The following is a 17,060-nucleotide window of genomic DNA, read 5'->3' as shown; positions in this document are numbered from 1 at the left end:
AATGTCTAAATTAAGTATCATAGCTATAGACGATGACCCGATACAATTAGAACTATATAAAGATATTTTCAAAGAATCACCATATAATTTAGTATATACCTCTACAAATGGTGATTCTCTTCCAATTTTTTTAAGTGAGAATAAAGTAGATATTGCATTATTAGATATAGAAATTGCATCTCAATCTGGATTTAAACTAGCAGAACATATCAATCAGTATTACAAAAATATAAAAATTGTTTTCATCAGTAATCACAAATCCTTTGCATTGGATGCATATAATTTTTATCCCTTAGATTATATAGTAAAGCCTGTTGATGTATTTAGATTATTCCAAACACTAACTCGAGTTAATTATGTAAATAAAGACGACCTTCGGGTAGGGGTTAAGACATCAACTGGTTACTTATTAATTAAAAAGGATGAGATCAACTTTATTGGTAAAACTATTCGAAAAACCACAATACATCTTACAACCGGAGAACTTATTGAAAGTAACGAGAAACTTGAAATTCTTGAAGCAAAATTAGCAAAGCACGGATTTTACCGTATCCATAAATCCTATTTAGTCAACCTAGAAAGAGTTAAAAAAATTCAAAAAGATGAATTTATGAATTCATATAATCTGGTTCTAATTGACTCTAAAGAAAGTTTACCAGTGAGCAAACATCGGATAAAAGGTCTTAAAGATTTAATATTCAGTGAGTTCAGTTTCTAGCTTTATTGATATTGATAACAGCCTTTTTTGGCAACAAACTTTAAGAAACAACCTACAAAACCTGAACAAGTATCCAGATTGTAAAAATGGATACTTGTTCAGGTTCTTCTTATACTTGAATTTATGGCCAAATTTACTTCATCTAAAGGAAGGAAAATGCTATTGCTACTTCTTCTTATTATCTTTTTCGATTTTCTCTACTGACGAATGCCCCATCCAGTCTTCTTGCTTCATTTTCTTTTTTCGTCTTCTTTGTGAAACAACGATAACAAGAATAATGAGAACGATTAAAAGTAGAGGAACTCCGAAAGCTCCATAAAGAATATTAAAAAAACCACTGAAAAATTCTGACATCGTGAACCTCCTTATAAATGCCGTTTTACCGACTATACGTGCTTTTCATTTCTTATATATAACTTTCCCATTTCAGGCTTTTCTAAACGCTAGAATTTTACAGGAATCTCCCTGTCTCCTTTCTTATAAAAAGAAAAGTCTCCCTACTATGTAAGGAGACTTCGCTTAACCATAAATTTATTTCTTCTCTGGAAGTTTTTCTAAATAATCAATGGCTTCTTGCAGCGTGCTTACTGGTACGATCTTAATGTCTGTATATCCCTCTTCTTTTACTTGCTCTTTAATTTCCTTTTCATTCGTATCATATTCTGTTATATCACGTGGATAGAAGAATATATCCACATCTTCTTTATGTGCCGCAACGATTTTATGCTTGATTCCACCGATTTGCCCCACATTTCCTTCGGCATCCATCGTTCCGGTACCGGCTATTTTGTAGCCTCTTGTTAAATCTTCTTTGACAATTTGATTATAGACTTCTAATGAAAACATAAATCCAGCGGAAGGACCTCCGATATTTTCACTATTAATTTCTACATCAACAGAAGGGTGGATAGTCATATTATCTTCTGGAGCAATCCCAATGCCCACCTGCCCTGTCCTTTTGTCTAATTCAATTACTTCTACATCTGCTTCTTTCTTTTCCTTGCCATGTAAAAATTCAAGATGGACTATATCTCCTGCTTGCTTTTCCTTTAAATAAGCAATTAACTTCTCGCTTTTTGTAAACGACTTTCCATCCACTTTTTTGATAATATCTCCAACTTGAATAATTGATTTTGCCTTAGAGTTATCTAATACTTGTGCAACGAAAATACCGTTATAAGTAAACTCTACTTTTTTCCCTGCTGCATGCAGACTGGCAACAATCGCATTTTGCTTCGATGTAGCCATCATATGAAGCATCAGTTTGTTGTACTCCTCATCACTTAAATTCCCTTTAACTTCTTCTTCTTTTCGGATTTCCGTATGTGGTGCGACCAATCCGTATAGGTAAATATAGGGATTATTTACTTTAATCGAATAAACAGTTGTTAGATTGAGACTTCCCTTTTCCGACTTCGTACCATCCTCTACCGTCACTTTTGATGCAAGTGCTTCAATCGATCCTGGTTGATTTAAATAATATGGGGTCGGAATAAATAAGAGAATAATGAGTACCCCAAAAAGTATGGCTAACCACTTTTTTGAAAAGATGCTTTTTCTTGATTTATTCATATCTACATACTCCTTAGGATATTAATTTTACTTATATAAACTATATTTACATACATCATATTAAAAAAGAATGAATTTCAGATAGTTTTTCCATTAAAAAGGCTATTTATCTCTCTCAAGAATTTCTCGCAATAATTGCACCCCTTTTTCAATCTGTTCGAGAGATAATCCCCCATAGCCCATTACAATTCTACTCTTATGCTTTCCTTTAACTAAACTATACTGTTCAATCGGATATACCTTTACTCCATATTCCTCGATTTTATGTATGAATGTGGAATGAAAATCTGTATCTGGAATTTCCACAACTAAATGCATTCCTGCCGATTTACCAATGATGGTAGCATGTTTAAAATTTTGCTGAATAGCTAAGACTAACCGTTCTCGTTTTTCTTTATATATTTTTTTCATTTTGCGAACATGCCGATCTAGATAGCCTTCCCTGATAAAACGGGCTAATACTAATTGTTCGAGGGAGGAAGTATGTCTGTCTGAAAACCACTTAATTTGTTCAAAATCACTTATTAATTCCTCTGGTAAAATGACATATCCAATCCGTAAACCTGGTGAAAGAATTTTGCTAAATGTGCCTACATATATAACGCGGTTAGGTGCAATTCCTTGGATAGATGGTACTGGAGCCCCTTCATAGGTAAATTCGCTATCATAATCATCTTCTACAATATAGCAATCCATCTTTTTCGCATACTCGATTAATTGCAGCCTTCTTTGAATAGAAAGAATACCACCTAAAGGAAATTGATGGGAAGGAATAACAAAAACAAAGCTTGGCGATTGCGTCGGTAATTCCTTTGGATCGATCCCATTTTCATCTACAGGAACAGGAATGATTTGTCCATTGCTAAAAGTAAAAATATTTCTCATTTCATCTGTTACAGGATCCTCAACTGCTATCGTTTTATTTCCTTTCCCAAGCATTTCTGTGATTAGCTTCAATCCTTGTGTAGCGCCAGATGTAATAAAAATTTGCTCTGCACTGCATTGTACCCCTCTAACTCTTTTTAAATAGTCAACAAGAGCATTCTTTAATTCTTTCATTCCCGAGGCTTCTCCATATCCAAAGACTGCTTCAGGGGAATGCAAACAAATTTCCTTTGTCAATTGTGCCCATTTCTTCCTTGGAAAATAATCGATTGCTGGATTCCCTGCTTTAAAATCAATGTACATCTTTTTATTTGCATCGCTTTTTTTAGGAGTTTCTTTCCTTCTTGTATTCTCTGTAAACGACAGAGAAGTCCCACTTGCTACAAAGGTTCCAGATTTTGGTTTCACTTCTAAATATCCTTCTGCAATTAAACGCTCATACGCCTCCAGTACAATATTTCGCGAAACTCCAATTGAGTTTGCTAATTCTCTTGAAGAAGCCAGCCTATCCCCCTCTTTTAATCGCTTTTCCAATATTCCATTACGAACTTGTTCATAAATTTGCTGTGTTAAAGAAATAGAATGGGATCGGTCAATCGTAATAAAGATCATGCAGAATCCTCCTAAAAAGACAAACTGGTACTATAAAAGTATATAATTACTGGCTCTACTCTATACCAGTATACCATGTTATGATGTGAAAAAATGGAGATAAAGGAGTACACAATGAAAACAATTGGACTAATTGGCGGGTTAAGCTGGGAATCAACAGCTGATTATTATCGCTATATAAATACATTCGTAAAAGAACAAATGGGTGGATTACACTCTGCTAAATCGCTTCTATATTCCTTTGACTTTGAAGAAATTGTTGCTCTGCAAAAAGCTGGACATTGGAATGAGGCCACTGTATTAATGATAAATGCCGCGAAAACATTGGAAGCAGGCGGTGCTGATATCGTAATTATCTGTACCAATACTATGCATAAAATGGCAAAAGAAGTACAAGCAGCTATCAATATTCCTCTGCTGCATATCGCAGATGTTACTGGAAATGAAATAAAAAAAACTGCCTTAAAAAAGGTCGGCTTATTAGGAACGATGTTTACAATGGAGCAGTCTTTTTATAAAGACGCACTTTTTCAGCAAGAAATTGAAACCATTATTCCTGACAAAGAGGATAGAGAAGCAGTTCATCAAATTATATTTGATGAACTATGCAAAGGGATAATTCTCCCAGAATCAAAGGCTATCTATTTGCGTATTATAGAGAAACTTCAAGCTCAAGGCGCTGAAGGGATAATCTTAGGATGTACCGAGATTCCCTTACTTATAAAACAAGAAGACAGTTCTATTCCATTATTTGATACAACTTTTTTACATGCTAAAGCAGCCGTTTCCTATGCACTCGGTCAAAACTTTGTTTTAAAGTAAAAAACTTTCTTTTCCTTAGCCATAGGCAAACAATCTATATCGTTACTATCGAACTAGGGTACATTTATCCTAGTTTTTTTTACTTTTTTTCTAAACTACTGTAAAACAAGCTTAACTTTTTTCCGTGATAATAAAGCGAGTCTAAATAATGGAGGGGAAAAATTTGAACTTAAAATCATGGAAAAAAAAGCTGCTGCCTATCGCTGTAATCTCTTCTTTAACTGTTGCTGGATTAGCAACTGTACTAACAGGAACAGATGCAGAAGCAAAAAACAAGGGAAACAATAACGGAAAACCGAAAAATGTTATCTTTCTGATAGGAGATGGAATGGGTGTTTCATACACTTCCGCCTATCGCTATTTAAAAGATAATCCGAAAACAAAAACGGCAGAAAGTACATATTTTGATCCTTATTTAGTAGGACAGCAAATGACATACCCAGAAGATCCCGAACAAAATGTCACAGACTCTGCATCAGCCGCGACCGCAATGTCTGCTGGTATTAAAACATACAATAATGCTATTGCTGTAGACAATGACCATTCGGAAGTGAAAACCGTCTTAGAAGCTGCAAAAGAAAAAGGCAAATCCACAGGTCTTGTTGCCACTTCTGAAATTACCCATGCAACCCCAGCATCTTTTGGGTCACATGATATCAATCGTAAAAACATGAATGCTATTGCAGATGATTATTTTGATGAGATGATAAATGGTAAGCATAAAGTGGATGTTCTCTTAGGTGGAGGAACAGACCTTTTCGTTCGTCAAGATCGAGACTTAACGAAGGACTTTAAGAAGGCTGGCTACAATTATGTAAAGAATCGTAAAGATTTACTGAAGAATAAAGATACACAATTGCTCGGTCTATTTGCGGAGGCAGGAATGCCGAAAATGATAGATAGAGACAAGGATACACCTTCATTAGAGGAAATGACAAAAACTGCGATCAATAGTTTAAATAAAAATAAAAAAGGATTTTTCCTTATGGTGGAAGGTAGTCAAATTGACTGGGCGGGCCATGATAATGACATTGTCGCTGCAATGAGTGAGATGGAGGATTTTGAAAAGGCATATAAAGCAGCAATTGACTTTGCTAAAAAGGATAAAAATACTTTAGTTGTTGCTACAGCAGACCATTCAACTGGCGGATTCTCTATTGCAGCGAATGGGGATTATAACTGGTATGGCGAGCCAATCAAAGCAGCAAAGAAAACACCTGATTTTATGGCAGAATTAATTGTAAATGGCGCGAATGTAGAGTCGACCTTAAAGGATAATATTCAGTTATCATTAACTTCAGAGGAAATTCAGGCCGTTCAAAAAGCTGCTGATACAAAGGATCTCACTAGTATCGACAATGCTATTGAAGATATCTTCAATAAACGTACCAATACAGGCTGGACAACTGGAGGACATACAGGTGAAGACGTTCCTGTCTATGCCTACGGACCATCTAGCAACCTTTTTGCAGGGCAAAAGGATAATACAGATCATGCAAAAATTATCTTCAACCTACTAAACACAAAAATAAAAATAACGGATAAATAGAAAAGCACAGGGTACCTGTTTTGGAGCGTGGGGGCTGGAGCGACATTTCCCGAGATATAGGAAACACGGAGAACGTTAGTGAACCGATGTTGACTTATCGTAGGGACTTGGTGCGAAGCACCGCAGCTCCTAGGTACCCGGAGCTAGACAAATAGAAAAGCACAGGGTACCTGTTTTGGAGCGTGGGGGCTGGAGCGACATTTCCCGAGATATAGGAAACACGGAGAACGTTAGTGAACCGATGTTGACTTATCGTAGGGACTTGGCGCGAAGCACCGCAGCTCCTAGGTACCCGGAGCTAGACAAATAGAAAGGCACAGGGTACCTGTTTTGGAGCGTGGGGGCTGGAGCGACATTTCCCGTGGGGACTGCTGCCTTCTATAAACTTGTACTTTCTTTATTGTAATAAAAGAAGTGCTTCCCTCCAATTTAGAAGGGAAGCTTTTCCATTAGGAGGAACACCATTGAAACAAATTATGATCTATTTATTCATCTTCCTTTTATTAGCAGGCTGTAGCAGTAAGGAGACAAACACCAGTACAAATAAGCATAATTTAAAGAAAGAAGCAATGAGCACGGAGACTGATGATATAAGAACTGTATCAACAGACATTTATGCTCCCAATCCGCAAGTAATTGATGATGCCACTTTACTAACTGCTGGTGACTTTTACCGTGATAGAAAAGGAGAAGCTACATTAAAAGCCATTATGAAAGAAGCAAAAAACGTTCAGGTTGATTCCATAAGGCTAACTATAAAAGACGTCAAACTTATCGATTATCGACCCGCATATAGTTTAATAGACTTTTATCATACTTATACACATGATGAACAATTCACCTTCATCAAGTTTTTTGTGGAAATAGAAAATCTCTCGGATGAAAGAAAGAAATTCTCTCCAGTTGCTTTCATTCAAACAAATAAGGATGAAATGATTACTTGGGAAAAGGATATCTACTTAGAAGAGCTTAATGGAGTATTAAAACCAGGAGAACGAAAAAAAGGGAATATAGGTTTTATTGTAAAAGATTCTGCCATTAATAAAGTCCAGTTAACTACTAGTGATGCCTATACTGAACAAGACAAAATATTAGGAGAAGCAAAAACGATTGATTTTCACTTTAAATAATATGTACATTCTTTACTAATTCTAAATCGATGAAAGAGATCAAGTACGTCAGGTAAACCTTTTTACGGCGAGCTGGAATTTGCGTAAGCCAGCTAGGTAATCCTGGCGTAAAATTTCCTCTACCAATATACATGAACGATAATGTTAAGACAAAAGTTGCTTGTCCCCTCGATAGGATAACCTGCATACAAGTCGACAATTTTGGGCAACAGCGATTAGCGGCACCATAAATACGGCACTCGTCCCTTCCATTGATTCATAATCTTACTACTTATTTTTCGAAATTACCATCTTGCTCAATTGCTTTAGAAAGCGTGGAAGCAATTGAAATATCTGCAAAGGATAATCCTAACTGTATTGCGGTTGTTGCTATTTCTGGGCGAATACCTGATAATGTCGTATTCACTCCAATTAAGCTTAAACCATGAATCAGTTGGAATATTTGATGGGCAACCATTGTATCAATAATAATTACACCAGATAAATCAATAAATAATCTGAATACTTTCTTCTCTGCACATTGCTTAATCGTATTTTCTAATATAAAAGCAGCACGTGCTGTATCAATATCTCCAACAAGAGGCAAGAGTGCACTTGTTTTGCTTAAAGAAATGACTGGTGAACTTAATTCATTAATCATTTCCTGTTGTGCTATAAGTTGCCTATTAGAATAATTATGATGTTCCTCGGTATATTTCAAGATAATTTTATCGAGAACCTTTACAACAGAATGGCTCCATTCCGTGACACGTTCCTGCTCAACATGATGTTTGACTGCATATTCTTCAATCAACTGAAAATATTGCTCCCTCGTTCGAATAAATTCACGAATAATAAAATGAATAGGTGTATCTAAATGCGCCTGATCGGTTGCAATTTGATAAATCCATTCCTTAATGTCTTCGAGGAACTCTTCCCTTTCTTTAATGAAGAGACCAGCAAGTCGAAGATGAAAATCATTATTCTGCTTTTTCATTGTCTCAATCGTATATGGATCAGTTGTTGCATACACACCTTTTGGATCATTTTTTGTCAAATCTTTATACCATTCTGCTGTTAATCTTTCTGTATTGTCGATGAAATATTGATAAACACCTTGATTATAGTGCAACTAATTCCTCACCCCTAATAAATGTTGATTATCGTTCAACTCTGAAATGGCATACTCTAATTAACAGTTTAATAAGAAAATAGAAATTAAGCATTGCTTTATATATTCAAGTAACTGTTAAATGAATCGCATTTCCAGAAGGATCCCATGTATACCATTTACCCTCTTTTTCTTTCACTAATGCCCCTAGCTGCACAATTCTATGTTTTATTTCTTCTAGTTTTTCGTGATCAGGTATTTTCAAATCAAAGTAAGCTAAACCAACATGATTCTTTTCTGGAGCAGGAGCCCCTATTCCATTCCAAACATTTAAGCCGATATGATGGTGATATTGTGCTGTTGAAAGAAAGAATGCTTGGGAACCATATTTTTGAACAATATCAAACCCTAATCCCTTCACATAAAAATCGACTGTCTCCGTTAAATCCGCAACATGTAAGTGGATATGACCAAGGATAGTTTGCTCGGGAAGTCCTTTCCATGGGCGATTTCCGGCAGATGCAAGCACTCCTTTTGTATCCATATAAGCTGTATCCATCTTCACCAATCCATCTTCCCACTCCCACTCTGTCGCCTTTCTATCTCGATAGATTTCAATACCATTTCCATCTGGATCTGCTAGATAGATCGCTTCGCTAACATAATGATCAGAAGCTCCTTGTAGTGGATAACCTGTTTCTAGCAAATGGTTCAATATTATCCCTAATTCTTCTCTTGATGGCACCAAGATAGCAAAATGATAGAGTCCTGTTGTTCGTACCATTTTAGGCTCGACTTCTTTTAATTCTTCTAAAAATAAAAAAGGTACCCCTTTTCCCGCACGTAAAGATGCCGTCATTTTATCTTGACTCACAACTGAAAAACCAATTATTTTCGTATAAAACAAAAGAGACTTTTCTAGATTAGATACTTTTAAAGTTATTGATTTTGCATAAATAGTTGACTCGTTATGAAATGTCATTCTTTTTCCTCCCTTAATAAGTTACTTTATGTAAGTAATTTTATTTTAATAAACAACAGTTGTAAAGTAATCAAGTTATGATTCATAATATTTTTACTTAAAATAATAATTATTGTATAATTATTACGAGGGGGGGATGTAAGATGAACCATTCAACGATTTGTCCACGGTTTGAAAAAGCAATGAGTATTTTAAGCCAACGCTGGACTGGTTTAATTATTTATCAGCTGTTAAACGGTCCTCAACGTTTCTGTTCTATAGAATCCTCCATTGGAATAAGCGGAAGACTTTTATCGGAGAGATTAAAGGATTTAGAGCAAGCAGATATTGTGGTACGAGAGGTATATCCTGAAACGCCGGTTAGAATTGAATATTCTCTAACAGAAAAAGGGCGCTCATTAGAACCAATTATGAAAGAAATCGAAAATTGGTCTCATTCGTGGCTAGAAGTTTAACCATATAGAGAGACCGGGACAAAAGTTTTCCGGTCGTGGATAACCCAAATAATTATAGAACAAAATAAAAGTGGAGTGGAGATAAAGACACTCCACTCCTACAATAAGGATAGACGCTCTAAACCTCTCAACAGCATGCCCTGGCGAACAGAGTGTCAGCAACGCAATAATGTAAATTTGTTGTTTCTCAGCCTTATTATTAGACAATCTAAATAAGCACTAATCCTCATCTTTAATGTCTAAATCCTCAGGAATCGGCTCACTTAATACTTCTTCTACAAACGTTTTATATTTTTCCACTTGCTTGAAATGCGTATTAAATTGCTCCTTGTTAATAAGATAATCCGTCCCATCATAAATGGCTCTGATCTGGTTTTGTAAAATCAAGTTTTTAACTTTTATTTCTGAAATCGACAGCAGTTCTGCGGTTTCTTGTACGGATAAATACATAAAACACCTCTTTTCATCTATTTGCTATGCATCTTTACACTGACTCCATTTAAACTTAACTCTTTCTTTATACTCCCTTCATCAATAAACGGTATAGTTACCATATCGGCCCCATCAAAAGGAGGATAAATAAATGAGTTTCGTTCTAAACAGCTTATTTTTAGTAATGATCTTTTGTTGTTTCTCTTTCATATTTTATCAGTCTTTCTTCGCTAAAACTAGAAAGGCAAGTGCTCCCATTTCACCAACTATTAAATTAGAAAATGATTCCTGTAAATTAGAAAATACAGGAGTCTTCTCTAAAGATATTAAATTATCTGCAGAATAGTCACGTATATCAACCACAGATTTCACTTATCATTTCTATTCATCTCAAAGATCACACGAAAAGAAAAGGATCATCCTTTCTTTTAACATACAAGCGGATGATCTTATTTTTCTAACTTCTATCCTGTTTTTTCTTCTGCAAACATATAAAGCCACTCTTCTAAAGCAAGGTTATTCATTGGTTTAGCGTAATAATAGCCTTGGATAATCGGCCATTTATTTATGGAAGATAAATATTCAATCTGTTCTTCTCTTTCTACTCCTTCTATCACAATGCTTAAATGCAAAGAACTTGCCAAGGCAATAATAGCTTTAATAATTTCTCCGTCTTTTTGCGATTCTGGAACCTCGTCAATAAAGGTTTTATCTATTTTCAATGTATTGACTGGAATTCTTTTTAAATAGGACAAGGAAGATACCCCAGTACCAAAATCGTCAAGAGCAACAGAAAAGCCTGCATTTCTATAGGCTTGTACGGATTGAATCGCTCCTTCCATATTACCAACGGCACTTGTTTCTGTAATCTCTAACTCGATTAATGACGGACTTAGCCTATATTTCTCCACATACGCTACTAAGTTTCTCATTAATCGTGGAGAAGTAACATAGGGACCAGGAATATTAAACGCTACAGGTAGTCTTCTATCTTGATTTTGCCATCTTGCCATTTGCTTGCAGATCTCTTCCATAATCCAGTCGGTAACTTCCCACATTTTTTCAGACGCTTCTAAGATAGGAATAAAAATCCCTGGAGAAAGCTCCCCATACTTAGGATGTTTCCATCTTAATAAAGCTTCCACTCCTGCTACTTCCTTTGAATGTAAAATTACTTTAGGTTGATAAACTAAGTATAATTGTTTTTTTATAAGGGCATCTTCTATCTCACTCACAAGGTGATTAGCAAATGTTCGTTTATGTTTATCTGAATCATACTTTATTATTTCATTTTCATAGCGAAGCGAATAATGGGCTAAAACTGCTACAGCATTTATATATATTTGTTTGGCAGAAACCTTTTTCTCATTAACAGACAATGCAATAGCTGTCTCTATCTTGATTATTTGATCATCAATTATTACAGGACTAGATATGATGGCTGTTAGCTGATTAAGTTCTAAAATTAAATTTTCTAGATCCTCATTTGTCCTACTTAAGAACGCAAAACGATTTCCTTCTATTCGGAACAATTCTATATTATGGCCCACTAGCTTCCTACATAATTCGTCTATATAAATAATGATTTTATCACCAAAGCAGTAGCCATACTTACTATTCCATTTATTTATATTATGAATATGAAGAATTGCTATCCCACTTAAATAAGCAGCAGAATCTATCACTTTTTCAAACTGCCTGCGGTTTGGACGCTTCGTTAATGCATCAAAATGATTTAAACGATAGTCGACATAGCGATCCAGCAAGCTAGATAAAAAAGAAAATAAAAAAAGAATAGCCATACCAATTGATACACCGAGAATGATTGATTTTATACTAAGATGATTTGTGTGGGAATGAATAAGTTCTCTTTCTGAATCCACATAATACCTGACAGCATACATTCCAGTATAATGCATACTTGATATCGTAATTCCCATCAAAAGGGAGGTAATACATTTCACAATAAAGTTATTCATATATGGCTGCAACTTTAGAAAAATAAATAAGGAAGCAAAAGAAGCAAGCATGGCAATAACAACAGATAAAGTAAAATAGCCAAAATGATAGGCATAATTAGCCTCTATATTCATTGCTTTCATTCCAATATAGTGCATAGCACTAATACCAATCCCCATAAATATCCCAGCGAATACAATTAATCTACTAGAATTTCTAGCTTTACTTGATAGGAGGAAAGCCAAAAAAGCAGCTAGAATAGCTGGTACTATTGAAAGTATCGTTAATGGAATATTATATTTCATATTTACTGGGAGCATAGAGGCGCTCATTCCAATAAAATGCATCGACCAAATTCCAAATCCCATCGTAATAGACGCTAATCCTAACCAAATATATCGATGAAAAAAACTATTGTAAACAATCCGCTCATTCATGGAAAGCGCCGTATAAGATGCTAAACATGCGATTAAGATTGATAATAGAATAATAGGAATAGAATATTCCACTTGTAAATAAGTTACTGAATCAGCACTAGGCAACGTAAAAATAGTAATTTCCCCTCTAAAAATATTCTTATAAGCGATTTCTCCTGGTTATCTCTTTTCACTTTTGATTAACGCATGGTATATTCAAAACTTTTTACCTAAGACTTTCCGCTTGTATAAATTGAATATAAAGGAAAAATCCACTTTAGACAACCTTTCAATAATGGTATCATCTTCCAACTATTTAAAATAAATGAAAGCCTGTTAAATCTTTAAAGATTTAACAGGCAAGAAATAACGCCTAATAGAGAGATTGATAAATGATAAACGTATCCTTATCTGTCCTATTCCCGACTTTCACCTCTCCTTGCTGTTTGAATAATGCATGATTATCCATAAAAAATCGATATTCATCTGAGGGGAAATAGAGAATAATGTTGACCTTGCGACTACTTTCTTCCAGTGAGTATATGATATTACTAATAATTTTTTGAAAGATAGGCAAGGAAAAGGGATTAAAGAAATAGAAATAATTATCTTCTGGCTGTACCAAATAATCCTCTGCTCTTCCTAAATAAAAATGTATCTTTTCTTTCTTTTTCTTCCTGTTTTTTGCGTATCGTTCTAGATTATGAAGCGCTTGATGATAAAAATCTTCATTGATTTCAACTCCTTTTACAGTCGACTGAAATACATAATGAATATAAAAGTTTAAACGCCCTTTCCCACATCCAAAATCAACTATATGATCTGCTTCCCGAAGCGGAAATTCGCGAAATAATTGCTCCAAATGCTCATATGGAGTTGGTTCATATCGATGATAATGATAGGACTTATGGAATCCTACTTGTACTTCTTCTGTTCCAATATGTAATAATTTATCGTAGTTCAAAACATTCACCTTTCGTCTAGTTTCCTAATATCTAAAAAATCCGAAATATATATTTTCACTTTATCTTATTTCCATCTCACGATATTCATTTGGTGAAACACCTATGATTTTTTTAAATACTTTGCGAAAATATTTATCATCTTGGTATCCAATCATATTAGCAATATCATACACTTTCAAATTACTGCTCTTCAATAATTCTTGGGCTTTTTTCATTCGGATGGTAACTAAATACTCAGAAATATTGATATTATACTCTTGTTTGAATTTTCTTGAAATATATTCTCTACTGATGTAAAAGTGTTCCGATATTTCTTGAAGCTTAATCTCCCGATGAAAATTTGCTTTTATGTACTTTTCAATTTCGTGAATAACATTTTGCGTTCTTCGGGTATTTTGTCTTTTTACTCGGCGAAGAAACAATGATATTTCTTTTTTCTTCCTTGCTTTATATGCTTCCAACTGAAAAATCCCCTCTTTGTCCATAAATGAATAAATTCGCTCCTCTATATTGGAGGGAATTCTTATCGAAAGATTGAACTCCTTATACCATCTTGTACTTATCATTAAATATTCATGCTCCAAATGCAAAAGCTGGCTTAATGATAATGGTGGATTATTCGTTATATCTTTTTGAATCTGCCCAATAAGTGAGTGAAAAGCATGTATTTCTCCCGTTTGAATCGCCATTTTTATCGAGCTAGAATAACCCATTAAGCTTTTTATCTCATGTTCTTTTTTCTCTATCATTATTTTTCCTTGTTGATTATCTAAAACATCTCGATTCATCATAATAGACTTAGCATGCTGATAAGAAAGATTCAACTGGTTAATCGAAGTAACTTCTAATCCCATTGATAAAGTACAAGAGATTCCTAATAACTTTAGGATAGTAGTATGTACCTCTCTCATGATGACAACCGCTTCCTCTTTCCTTCTTATAAGAAGGAGGACAATTTCTCCTTTTCCGGTTACATAATGAAAAGCAATTCCCTTATTATTGCTGCTAAGCTCCTCATTTATTACATTCAAGAGTGTAAAAAGAGTAAGATCCTTATCCCCGTTAAATTCTTCCACAATTCCATTACTTACCTGTAAAAGTCCGATTGTATAGACCTGTGCTTTGGTTAAAAGAAATTCCTCCAGGACATGTTTATCGAATAGATCATTATTTAACATCTGTGTCAATTGGTGATCACGGTATGCTAGCTTCATTTTATTAATAAGTTTTGTTCTATTAAGCTTCCTTTTTCTTTCCTCTTCCTCTTGTTTCCACTCATTCACTACCCTCCTTAGGGTATCATTCAGCATTTCAGGGTTAATAGGCTTCAATAAATAGTCTGAGCTTCCATAATGCATTGCTTTTCTCATGTAATGATAATCATCATAGCCCGTAACTACTATCGTCTTCCCATGAGCGTAATGCTCATCCATCCATTTTAAAAGCTGAGTACCGTCGACCTTTGGCATTTTCATATCAGAAAAAATAATTTCGGGATTTGCCGCTTCTATTATTTGAATAGCATCTTCTCCATTACTTGCTTCGTAAATGTCTGTAATTTCATTTCCTGACCAATCAGCAAGAAGCTTAATTCCTTCACGAACATGCCTTTCATCATCAACGATTAGTGCCTTCATCATCAATCACTCCTTCATATAAAAATATAGGAATACGAATCATTACGGTAAATTCTTTCTTTTCAATACTATCGATGACAAAGCTTGCTTGTCCCTCATAGTAAAGTTGCAAACGATCGTAAATATTAATTAATCCGATTGATTCTCTTTCTTTATTCTCCTTTCTACGTTCCTCATCATATAATTCTTCATGAATCATTTTAAGTCTTTCACTGCTTACTCCAATCCCATTATCCTGGACAATAATAACTAAATCACCATCCTCTGTATAAGCACGGATTGTGATTCCTGCATCCTCCATTTTTTGACTAAAACCATGTTTAAAGCAGTTTTCAATAATTGGCTGTAGCAGCATTTTCGGAACAGGAATTTCAAGCGTACTTTGTTCGATTGTTAATATTATATTCAAATCCTCCTCAAACCTCTGTTTTTGGAGACTCAGATAAGATTGTGTATGTTTTAATTCTTTCGTTAGCGGCACCACGTCCTCTCTCATATCCATACTGTATCGCATCATATCCGAGAGAGAAGTCAATAATGTATAAACAGGAACTGCATTCATTTTTAGAGCAAGTGTGCCAATGGACTGAAAACTATTGTATAGAAAATGGGGATTTATTTGTGACTGCAATACCTTTAATTGAGCTGACTTATTTTCAATTTGCAGCTTATATTCTTTGTCTATTAATCTATTGATTTGTAATACCATCGATTTGAAACGCCTACCAAGCATTCCGATTTCATCATATCCTCCCGCCTCAAAGTTTGCCACAAAAATCCCCTTCTCGACCTTTTTCATATTTTCCATTAAAACTTTAATTGGAGCAGTAATCTTAAAGGAAATAATCATTGTTATAACTAATACAATAACTAAAGCCACTAGGGCAATCATCGTATTCATAAATGCTGTTGCCTTCGCCCCTTGATAGAGACTAGAGTAAGGGATACTTTTTACCATATACCAACTATTATCTTGCACAGCAATATTTTCATAAAAAATAACCCCTGAAAAATCTTTACTTTCCCACTTCATGTTATTTTGTTGGGGATTTGTTTGAACTTTATAAAACCATTTATCCTTTGTTTTTTTGCCGATTACAGCTTTATTGGAAGAGTAAATTACAGTTCCATTTTCATTTATAATGGAAATACCTTCATTATCGTTATATAGTCTATTCACGATTCCATCTATTATGGAAAGATTTATATCAATAGACATAAATCCCAAAATATCATTAGATGGCACATTTCTAATCTTATTATGAAGGGATAGAACAGTTGATTTCTCAGAGTTAGGAATAATCGATAAGCCATTATAACTGTATATCGTATGTGGTGGTTCGATAAGCGAATAGTTTGTTTCACTTTCCTCTAATCTCCGATAATATGGATGAAAATAGATATTTTTATTTTCACCTCTCCCACTTATGCGTGAGTGATAGTTTGTAACAGAATCTCTCCCTTTATTAATATATAAATGCATTTGCTCTATTTCTGAACGAGAATTGTACACATATGCCAGCACTCGACGTACCTCTTCCATATTCTCCTTGTTATTTTCTCCCACTCCCTGTGTTAGTACATTCATGAAAGGAGTATAACGATATAATACGGTAGACATTAAAGCAATATCCTCTAAGTACGTACCTAACTCTTCCTTTCCCTTCTTCATTAACTCTGTATTGTATGCAACTGATTCCTTGTTAACATGATGGATTGTTTGAAAATAGGTAAGGACGATACTGCTTCCAAAGGGAAGAATAGTAGCAAGAAGCAAGAAAATCATTAATTTTTTTCGAATACCCCATTTCATTTTCGGTCGAGAAGCCTTAAATA

At 34.7% G+C, this 17,060-nt stretch carries 16 protein-coding genes; 6 read left to right on the top strand and 10 right to left on the bottom strand.

Going from position 1 to position 17,060, the window contains the following annotated elements:
• Nucleotide 1: 1 nt before the first annotated feature.
• On the top strand, nucleotides 2–718 hold the full coding sequence (locus NX902_RS03260; RefSeq protein WP_163188351.1) for a LytTR family transcriptional regulator DNA-binding domain-containing protein: 717 nt from the start codon (nucleotides 2–4) through the stop codon (nucleotides 716–718).
• Nucleotides 719–883: 165 nt separating this feature from the next.
• Here NX902_RS03260 and NX902_RS03255 read toward each other — a convergent pair whose 3' ends face one another.
• The 3 genes from NX902_RS03255 to pdxR all read right to left on the bottom strand — a co-directional run bounded on the left by NX902_RS03255 (nucleotide 884) and on the right by pdxR (nucleotide 3,787).
• Nucleotides 884–1,072 carry a hypothetical protein gene (locus tag NX902_RS03255; protein WP_047941786.1) on the bottom strand — a complete coding sequence of 63 codons (189 nt, stop codon included), beginning with the start codon at nucleotides 1,070–1,072 and terminating at the stop codon, nucleotides 884–886.
• A gap of 177 nt (nucleotides 1,073–1,249) precedes the next feature.
• Nucleotides 1,250–2,290 carry a SepM family pheromone-processing serine protease gene (locus NX902_RS03250; protein ID WP_163188353.1) on the bottom strand — a complete coding sequence of 347 codons (1,041 nt, stop codon included), beginning with the start codon at nucleotides 2,288–2,290 and terminating at the stop codon, nucleotides 1,250–1,252.
• Between the two features lie 102 nt (nucleotides 2,291–2,392).
• Nucleotides 2,393–3,787: a MocR-like pyridoxine biosynthesis transcription factor PdxR gene (gene pdxR, locus NX902_RS03245; protein WP_123258860.1), complete on the bottom strand. Its 1,395-nt coding sequence runs from the start codon at nucleotides 3,785–3,787 to the stop codon at nucleotides 2,393–2,395.
• Nucleotides 3,788–3,901: 114 nt separating this feature from the next.
• On the opposite strand from pdxR, the gene NX902_RS03240 reads away from it, so the two are divergent.
• The 3 genes from NX902_RS03240 to NX902_RS03230 all read left to right on the top strand — a co-directional run bounded on the left by NX902_RS03240 (nucleotide 3,902) and on the right by NX902_RS03230 (nucleotide 7,288).
• On the top strand, nucleotides 3,902–4,609 hold the full coding sequence (locus NX902_RS03240; RefSeq protein ID WP_095333353.1) for an aspartate/glutamate racemase family protein: 708 nt from the start codon (nucleotides 3,902–3,904) through the stop codon (nucleotides 4,607–4,609).
• Between the two features lie 163 nt (nucleotides 4,610–4,772).
• A complete protein-coding gene (locus NX902_RS03235) occupies nucleotides 4,773–6,158 on the top strand; it encodes an alkaline phosphatase (protein WP_275068565.1) in 1,386 nt (461 codons plus the stop codon).
• A 464-nt stretch (nucleotides 6,159–6,622) separates the two neighbouring features.
• Entirely contained in the window at nucleotides 6,623–7,288 is a 666-nt protein-coding gene (locus NX902_RS03230; protein ID WP_095333358.1) for a DUF4352 domain-containing protein, read from the top strand.
• Between the two features lie 271 nt (nucleotides 7,289–7,559).
• Here NX902_RS03230 and NX902_RS03225 read toward each other — a convergent pair whose 3' ends face one another.
• A complete protein-coding gene (locus NX902_RS03225) occupies nucleotides 7,560–8,399 on the bottom strand; it encodes an STAS domain-containing protein (RefSeq protein WP_341160540.1) in 840 nt (279 codons plus the stop codon).
• 106 nt (nucleotides 8,400–8,505) lie between these two features.
• Nucleotides 8,506–9,360 (bottom strand): VOC family protein, encoded by an 855-nt coding sequence (locus NX902_RS03220; protein WP_341160539.1) that lies wholly within the window; start codon nucleotides 9,358–9,360, stop codon nucleotides 8,506–8,508.
• A 143-nt stretch (nucleotides 9,361–9,503) separates the two neighbouring features.
• On the opposite strand from NX902_RS03220, the gene NX902_RS03215 reads away from it, so the two are divergent.
• Nucleotides 9,504–9,815 (top strand): winged helix-turn-helix transcriptional regulator, encoded by a 312-nt coding sequence (locus NX902_RS03215; protein ID WP_047941794.1) that lies wholly within the window; start codon nucleotides 9,504–9,506, stop codon nucleotides 9,813–9,815.
• 219 nt (nucleotides 9,816–10,034) lie between these two features.
• Here the strand turns inward: NX902_RS03215 and NX902_RS03210 are convergent, their stop codons facing one another.
• On the bottom strand, nucleotides 10,035–10,265 hold the full coding sequence (locus NX902_RS03210; RefSeq protein WP_095333364.1) for an excisionase family DNA-binding protein: 231 nt from the start codon (nucleotides 10,263–10,265) through the stop codon (nucleotides 10,035–10,037).
• A gap of 133 nt (nucleotides 10,266–10,398) precedes the next feature.
• Between NX902_RS03210 and NX902_RS03205 the strand changes: the two genes are divergently transcribed.
• Nucleotides 10,399–10,593, top strand: coding sequence for a hypothetical protein (locus NX902_RS03205; protein ID WP_095333366.1), 195 nt, complete (start codon nucleotides 10,399–10,401; stop codon nucleotides 10,591–10,593).
• Nucleotides 10,594–10,711: 118 nt separating this feature from the next.
• On the opposite strand, the gene NX902_RS03200 is transcribed toward NX902_RS03205, so the two are convergent.
• The 4 genes from NX902_RS03200 to NX902_RS03185 all read right to left on the bottom strand — a co-directional run bounded on the left by NX902_RS03200 (nucleotide 10,712) and on the right by NX902_RS03185 (nucleotide 17,037).
• Nucleotides 10,712–12,748 carry a bifunctional diguanylate cyclase/phosphodiesterase gene (locus NX902_RS03200; RefSeq protein ID WP_303985077.1) on the bottom strand — a complete coding sequence of 679 codons (2,037 nt, stop codon included), beginning with the start codon at nucleotides 12,746–12,748 and terminating at the stop codon, nucleotides 10,712–10,714.
• A gap of 247 nt (nucleotides 12,749–12,995) precedes the next feature.
• Nucleotides 12,996–13,595, bottom strand: coding sequence for a class I SAM-dependent methyltransferase (locus NX902_RS03195; RefSeq protein ID WP_095333371.1), 600 nt, complete (start codon nucleotides 13,593–13,595; stop codon nucleotides 12,996–12,998).
• Nucleotides 13,596–13,646: 51 nt separating this feature from the next.
• A complete protein-coding gene (locus NX902_RS03190) occupies nucleotides 13,647–15,224 on the bottom strand; it encodes a response regulator (protein ID WP_095333373.1) in 1,578 nt (525 codons plus the stop codon).
• Nucleotides 15,205–17,037 (bottom strand): sensor histidine kinase, encoded by a 1,833-nt coding sequence (locus NX902_RS03185; RefSeq protein WP_341160538.1) that lies wholly within the window; start codon nucleotides 17,035–17,037, stop codon nucleotides 15,205–15,207. The genes NX902_RS03190 and NX902_RS03185 overlap by 20 nt, the downstream gene beginning before the upstream one ends.
• Between the last annotated feature and the right edge of the window lie 23 nt (nucleotides 17,038–17,060).

The sequence above is a fragment of the Niallia sp. FSL W8-0954 genome (genome assembly GCF_038005605.1).
GTDB classification, from domain to species: Bacteria; Bacillota; Bacilli; order Bacillales; family Cytobacillaceae; genus Niallia; species Niallia circulans_A.
The sequence above is the reverse complement of the archived record's forward strand: the minus strand, read 5'-3'. Positions and strand labels throughout refer to the sequence as shown.